The 6208-nt window shown below is 64.3% G+C and carries 7 protein-coding genes; 3 read left to right on the top strand and 4 right to left on the bottom strand.

The genetic code is table 11. The annotated features are described in order from the left end of the window. Positions 1–472 precede the first annotated feature (472 nt). Entirely contained in the window at positions 473–772 is a 300-nt protein-coding gene (locus tag KIP79_RS39995; RefSeq protein WP_214110236.1) for a hypothetical protein, read from the bottom strand. After that, entirely contained in the window at positions 772–1818 is a 1047-nt protein-coding gene (locus tag KIP79_RS47860) for a GntR family transcriptional regulator (protein ID WP_250214613.1), read from the bottom strand. The genes KIP79_RS39995 and KIP79_RS47860 overlap by 1 nt, the downstream gene beginning before the upstream one ends. Between KIP79_RS47860 and KIP79_RS39985 the strand changes: the two genes are divergently transcribed. Further along, the gene (locus KIP79_RS39985) at positions 1778–2542 is read left to right on the top strand and encodes a hypothetical protein (protein ID WP_214110235.1); all 765 of its coding nucleotides are present in this window, start codon (positions 1778–1780) and stop codon (positions 2540–2542) included. The two genes, KIP79_RS47860 and KIP79_RS39985, sit on opposite strands and share 41 nt — an antisense overlap. A gap of 109 nt (positions 2543–2651) precedes the next feature. On the opposite strand, the gene KIP79_RS39980 is transcribed toward KIP79_RS39985, so the two are convergent. Both KIP79_RS39980 and KIP79_RS39975 read right to left on the bottom strand, forming a co-directional pair. Further along, positions 2652–3323, bottom strand: coding sequence for a hypothetical protein (locus KIP79_RS39980; protein WP_214110234.1), 672 nt, complete (start codon positions 3321–3323; stop codon positions 2652–2654). Between the two features lie 38 nt (positions 3324–3361). Beyond that, positions 3362–3763, bottom strand: coding sequence for an ATP-binding protein (locus KIP79_RS39975; RefSeq protein ID WP_214110233.1), 402 nt, complete (start codon positions 3761–3763; stop codon positions 3362–3364). 735 nt (positions 3764–4498) lie between these two features. Here KIP79_RS39975 and KIP79_RS39970 point away from each other — a divergent pair. Together KIP79_RS39970 and KIP79_RS39965 are read left to right on the top strand one after the other, a co-directional pair. Further along, positions 4499–5278, top strand: coding sequence for a hypothetical protein (locus KIP79_RS39970; protein WP_214110239.1), 780 nt, complete (start codon positions 4499–4501; stop codon positions 5276–5278). A 7-nt stretch (positions 5279–5285) separates the two neighbouring features. Further along, on the top strand, positions 5286–6200 hold the full coding sequence (locus KIP79_RS39965) for an inositol monophosphatase family protein (protein ID WP_214110232.1): 915 nt from the start codon (positions 5286–5288) through the stop codon (positions 6198–6200). The last annotated feature ends 8 nt before the right edge of the window (positions 6201–6208 follow it).

Below are 6208 nucleotides of genomic sequence, written 5' to 3'. Positions count from 1 at the left end.
TGACGGCAGCAACCGTGGAGAGCCCGTTGCGTTGAAAGGCGCACGGCGGGTTCGGCGAGCGGCATGAGGAGACGGGTTGAGAGCAATCTCGATACCGCGCCTCATGCCGACTCAACGGCCGCCCGCTACGCGGGCGGCGAGGGCCAACCCGGCCGCCCTCCCCGCCGGGCATGCGGCCTTCGGCCGGTCCCGGCGGGAGCGGCCAGGCCCCCGCCCCCAGCAGAGGCGCCATGATCATCAAGAAGGGCACCGCGGGACCGATCAAGATCACCAAGGGGCGCCCACAGCACACACCAAGATCCACACCGTGCCCGCGCTACGGCCGGCAAGACTCGCTCACGCTCGCCCTACGGGTGCCCTCCGGGCATCTAACCGGCCTCCACGCTGCACCCCTCACCCCCGGACAACCCCGCATTCCAACCAACCGGCCACGCACTCTGGCCGGAACACCGCACCTTAGGGCTTAGTCAGCTCACCCGCTCGTCGAGATGGGCGCGCGGTCGCAGCGATGCCGGGGCTTGCCCATCAGACGGCGGACAGCCGAACGGATCAACAGGCCAGGCCAGAGCATGGCCGCGAGCACCATGCAGACGGCCATCAAGGCGTCTGGCATCGCCGACAGAAGGTTGCCCTCACGGCGGCGCTCCCGGCACTCGTCACAGAGAAACAGCGGATCCTTGGCCAGAAAGGCACGAGCCATCCGCAACGAGTGCCAGGCATAAGGACCGATGCCGGAAGCCCACAGGAGGGCGGCGGCCTGGGATCCGGTCATCAGGAGGCATCGCCGGGTTGCTCAGGCCACGAGCGCCGGGGAGCCGCGAAGGTTCCCCGATAGGGAATGGTGATCACCCACCCCGCCTCACGCAGCAAGGCAATCGTCTGCCGGATCGTGGCCTTGGCCACGCCATGCATGGCCATCAACTCCCTTTCGCTGGGAATCGGGCTTTCCGGCGCGATCCCGCCCGCGCGGATCTCCTTGGCGATCACGTCGGCGATCTGCACATACAGCGGGCGCAGATAATCCGCCTTCGGCGTCCCCTCCAGACCCACGAACGAGCCCTCCCCCTGCACGGTATGGACCAGCTCCCGCTCACGTAACTCCCGATGCACCCGCCGAGCGGTCATCTGCGCCACCCCGAACTCCTCCATCAGATCCTTCTCGCTCGGAACCCGATCACCGAGCTTCAGATCACCATTGGCGATCCGCTTAGCGATGACGTCGGCGATCTGGACATACACCGGCACCATGCCCCTACGGCGGATCAGCCCGCTCTGCCCCGACCGGTCAGAGCCTTCGTTCATCGTTTCCTCACCTTCATGTCCATCCCGAATCTTGCTTTCCCACCCCAGCCCGGACGCCGGGGGGAGCGGCGTCTTTCGCACAGTTGTCCTCACCCGCCCGCGCGAACCTCCCCCAGACCAGATCTCCACCCCCGCCGCCACCAGCCGCGAACGCACCTTGGCGAAGCCCACCCCCAGCGACCGGGCTAACGCGGTGATGCTCTCCCCGCCCCGGTAACGGCGCACCAACTCCTCATCAGCCACCACCACCGGCGTACGCCCACCCCAAACCCAGGCAGGCCGCACCTCCACCCCCGCCGCCACCAGTCGGGAACGCACCCTGCCGAAGTCTGCGCCCAGCGACCGGGCGATGGCGTTGATACGCTCCCCGCCCCGGTAACGGCGCACCAACTCCTCATCCGAGACCCCCAGCGGCTTACCCGCCCGTCCCTTCGGCCGGATCCGCACGCCCGCCGCCACCAGCCGGGAACGAACCTTGACCTTGTCCACGCCCAGCGATCCGGCGATGGCGGCCATGCTCTCCCCGGCCTCATACCGGTTCGCCACTTCCTCATCAGCCACCACCGGCAAGCGCCGAGGACCGGCAGCCCGGATCTCCACCCCCGCCGCCACCAACCGGGAACGCACCTTCAGCGCGTCCACGCCCAGCGATCCGGCGATGGCGCGCAAACTCTCCCCGGCCTCATACCGGCGCACCACCTCCTCAGTCACCACCGGCAAGCGCCGAGGACCGGAAGGCCGGATCTCCAACCCCGCCTCCGCCAGCCCGGAACGAACCCTCAGCCTGTGCACGCCCAGCGACCCGGCGATGGCGCGCAAACTCTCCCCGGCCTCATACCGGCGCACCACCTCCTCAGTCACCACCGGCAAGCGCCGAGGACCGGAAGGCCGGATCTCCAACCCCGCCTCCGCCAGCCCGGAACGAACCCTCAGCCTGTGCACGCCCAGCGACCCGGCGATGGCGCGCAAACTCTCCCCGGCCTCATACCGGCGCACCACCTCCTCAGTCACCACCGGCAAGCGCCGAGGACCGGAAGGCCGGATCTCCATCCCCGCCGCCACCAGCCCGGCCCGCACCCTCCCCGAATCCACACCCAGCGATCCGGCGATGGCGGCCATGGTCTCCCCGGCCTCATACCGGCGCACCAACTCCTCATCGGAGATCTCCACCGGCACGCGCCGACGACCGGTAGAGCGGATCTCCACCCCCGCCGCCACCAGCCGGGACCGGATCCTCTGAGGATTGGTGTCCACCGACTCGGCAATCCCGATGTAGCTCTCCCCAGCCTCATACCGGCGCACCAGTTCCTCATCGGAGATCTCCACCGGCTGACGAGACCGCCGCCGCCTCATCCGGTACTCACCGACTCCGCCCCGCCGTCCCCCCGCCGGATCCCGTACAGACGCATCACCAACTGCGTGGCCAGCACGCGAGGATGCCGCGCGAACTCATCCAGCCCCACATACACGTTGTGGCCAACCAGCTTCGGTATCCGCCAGTCCGCGCCCGGCCCCGGCTCGAACACCGCAGCCAGCACCGCCACCGGTTCGGCGTACTCCACCATCACCACCTCCGCACCGGCCCGCAGCCGAGGACACAGCCGCAGCGACACGGAAAGGTGCTCCCGGCAGACCGCAGGCTGGTTGGTGTCCCCGGCATCACGCACCCACGACAGCGCCTGAAAGGAGGCCTCGGTGAGAACCCAGGCAAGCGGCTGGCCCGGCTCCGCCGCCGGTAGCCCGCATATCTGACACAGAAGCTCGTTCATGCACTTCCATTGCCGAACGGTGTTGACCTTCCGCCACAACGGCTCACCCACACCGGTATCGGCCACCCGCACCCGCAGCATCCCGCTCACCCAGTCAGCCGCCTTGCCCGGCGCATAAGTCAGGTACGGCTCTTCCCTGCCCCGCCTCTGATCCATGGCGAAGACCGGCCGATCCTCCACCAGCTCACCCGAACGCGCGATCACATAAGGAACCGGAATCGCGGCGTTGCCGTAGGTGGCCAGCGGAACCACACCGGCCTCCAGCCCCGACCCCGCCGCGCCCGCCGCCCTCACAAGCCCGCCTCAATCGTCGCGTAGACGACCTTCCCGCCACTGGCCGGACGCCGGTAACCCCACTCCGCCGACAGCGCGCCGACCAGCACCAGCCCCCGCCCGCTCTCGTCATCCTCCGCAGGCTCGACCAGCCGGGGCGGCATCCGGCTGCAATCCCAAACCTCCACCACCACCCCACCCCGAACCTCATACGCGCCCACCGCCACGTCCCACGCGCGGTTCACCGCACTCTCCCGGCCCGCCGAAGCCTTGGTCTCCTCGGTGGCCCGGATCGCGTTAGCGACCAGTTCGGCCACCACCAGTTCGGCAGCATCGGCCAGGTCCCTACGCCCCGCCTCGATGACCGCCCGCCTGACGTACGCCCGCGCCAGCCCCGACGAGACCGGATGAGCAGCCAACCGCTCATAGTGCCCGCGCCCCACCTCAGACCGCGCCAGCATGGCCGGACCAACCGGCCGCTTCCCCCTCAGCAGCTCAGGATCGATCTCCGATAAGACCCTCGCCGCTACGGCGTCCCCGCCCTTAAGCTCTCCCATTGGGTCGCACCTCCGCTTGTGCGATCAAGGGCTCGGCTGGACGTGTCAGCGCCAGTTCGAGCCCGATTCCTTTCTCCGTCCTTCAATCGGACAGATGATTGGTTGACGATCTCACCGACGCTTGGCCATCACACCTACTTGAAAGCGCGTCGATACTCGGGTCTCTGGGTAGCTCTGACCTGCCTATTTAGACGATGAAGGCCGAGTTGCCCAATAGAATGGGTATCCTGGCGCTGCGAGCCTTCAGTGATGTTGGGGCGAGAGCTACCCGGAGACATGGTGACTGTTCGGAAGCGAACCCGGCCGAGCCCGCAAGCACGTGGGCGTGAGCTAGCCCGACTTGGGACCCAGCTATGGCAAGACCTGGGCTCGGTGAGGTCGGCTGCAACCGAACTGATGAGCAGGCACCCAGATGTATGCAGCCTTCAGGCATACCGCTACTCCTGCGGCCTCTCGCAAGATCAAGCAGCAGCCCGCTACAACACGGCCACCGGGCATCAGACGAGTCTCGGGGGTACCACCATCAATGCCTGGGAGACGTGGGCGCGTGCTCGGGGAGGGGCAGGATCGCCACCCTCATTCTCAAGCCTATTAATCTTGGCAAACGCCTACGGCAAAGGTCCGCTAGGTGTGGCTGAGGAAGACATCGAGCCGATTGACCTAGTTGCAGAAGCGTATGAACGGCTAGCTCCAGAAGACCAGATTTCCCTGAAGAAATTAGCCGCTACGGCGTCATCTTCCATGCAACTGCAAGAAATATCGGTTGCCGACAATGTCATCGGTGACGACTTCAGTCTCGATGTCCCAACCGTAGAATACGGGAATCCCACGATACAGCTATTCTCGTTGCCAAACCCTAAGCCGGGTCAGCTGCTAAACCTGACCTGGGCAACGTTCGGGTTCGGGGTTGAACGAATAATCAGCCAGATCAAGAATCTCGGACGTCGAGTTGAAGTCGATGCCTGTTTCGGGATCAACGAGGCCGGCCTGGTTATGGCAACCTTTCTCGCCTCCGCCCAATTCGGCCGATGCCCTATCGGCTACCTCAAGTGCATCAAGGATCGCGACGGGATAGCCATTGACGATGCCTCCGTCTTTCCAAAACTGCGCGAAGCGCCGACGATTATCCTATGTGACTTCGAGGTAAAGCATGCCGATGTCATCGGCTTCATCAGCGCCAATATTCGCCGCCACTATCCGGCGGCCGAAATCTACTTCGCCGTTTTTGGGGCAATGACCAAGGATCCCGACCTGAAGATAGAGAGTTTTGACCAACTGACAGGTGCCGAGATAATGCGAGCTGCCAATCTCTCCGCCGTATTCATTGCGGCCACAATGAATCCCCCTGGTATCGAACCGCCACTCGAACTACGGTGATCCGAAGATGGCAAATCACGCGACACCGGGTGCAGCGCAGCACCTGGCAGACGTCGTCCGAATGGTGATCGGCGAGATCCGTCCGAAGTTGATAGATGCAGCCCTGTCGGGCGACCGTTCAGAGAACGAGAACACCCGACACTCGGACAACTTCCTATCCGCTCACGACCTATGGATGCACCAGCGCTACAGAGAGCTATTGGCTCAACGCTTCAACTCATTCATTTATGCCTCCGAAGAAGACGACCCATTTGTCGTCGGCAAGGATCCGGATCCGGACCTCTGCATTCTCGTTGATCCTCTGGATACCAGCGAACTTGCCGTACGCGCATTGAACGGCTACACCCACGTCATGGTCTACTCGCGGGCACTTGGTCGCCCAATCGCGGCGGCCGTCGGCGACATCTTCCATCATCTTCAGTTGTACATCGCAGTGCGCGACCATTCAGGGGATGATCGAGCCTTTGTGTTTACCGCAGACGGAAATCGTCATGTTCTAGACCTTGAGACTAGGGAATCCACGTCACTATCCGATTCCCTTATCACCAACTTCTTTATGAAGCCAGCGGAACGCTTTGCTCCACTTAGCCGCCAGGCCCGTTTGTTGCATGTGCTGGGCGAGGGACGCGGACGCATCGGCCTCGACTTCGGCTCCATCGGGCTCTGTCATATTGCGGCAGGATTTACAGACGCCATGGTTGAGTTCGCCAAAGGCTTCGCCATTTGGGATCTAGCTCCGGGTCAGTACATACTCAGTGCGGCTGGCGGTGTCGTCTATGACCTTAACGGTGTCCGGATCACTCTAGACAATCAACTGGGCACTATAGCTGACATCACGGCAGCTATGAGGAGGCGACAGAAATTCATCGCCGCCAAGGACGAAGCACTTGCCCGAAGCATTCTCAGCTTAATCACCATCTGAGAACCAGA

Origin of the sequence: Acrocarpospora catenulata, from assembly GCF_018476525.1 — a bacterium.
Classification (GTDB): domain Bacteria; phylum Actinomycetota; class Actinomycetes; order Streptosporangiales; family Streptosporangiaceae; genus Acrocarpospora; species Acrocarpospora catenulata.
Note: the sequence above shows the minus strand (reverse complement) of the source record. Positions and strands in the feature narration are given on the sequence as shown.

What these genes read in the sequence shown, in the direction of transcription:
- KIP79_RS39995 (WP_214110236.1), bottom strand. Translation starts at nt 772, where the DNA reads ATGACCGGATCCCAGGCCGCCGCCCTCCTGTGGGCTTCCGGCATCGGT.
- KIP79_RS47860 (WP_250214613.1), bottom strand. Translation starts at nt 1,818, where the DNA reads ATGGCCGCCATCGCCGGATCGCTGGGCGTGGACAAGGTCAAGGTTCGT.
- KIP79_RS39965 (WP_214110232.1), top strand. Translation starts at nt 5,286, where the DNA reads ATGGCAAATCACGCGACACCGGGTGCAGCGCAGCACCTGGCAGACGTC.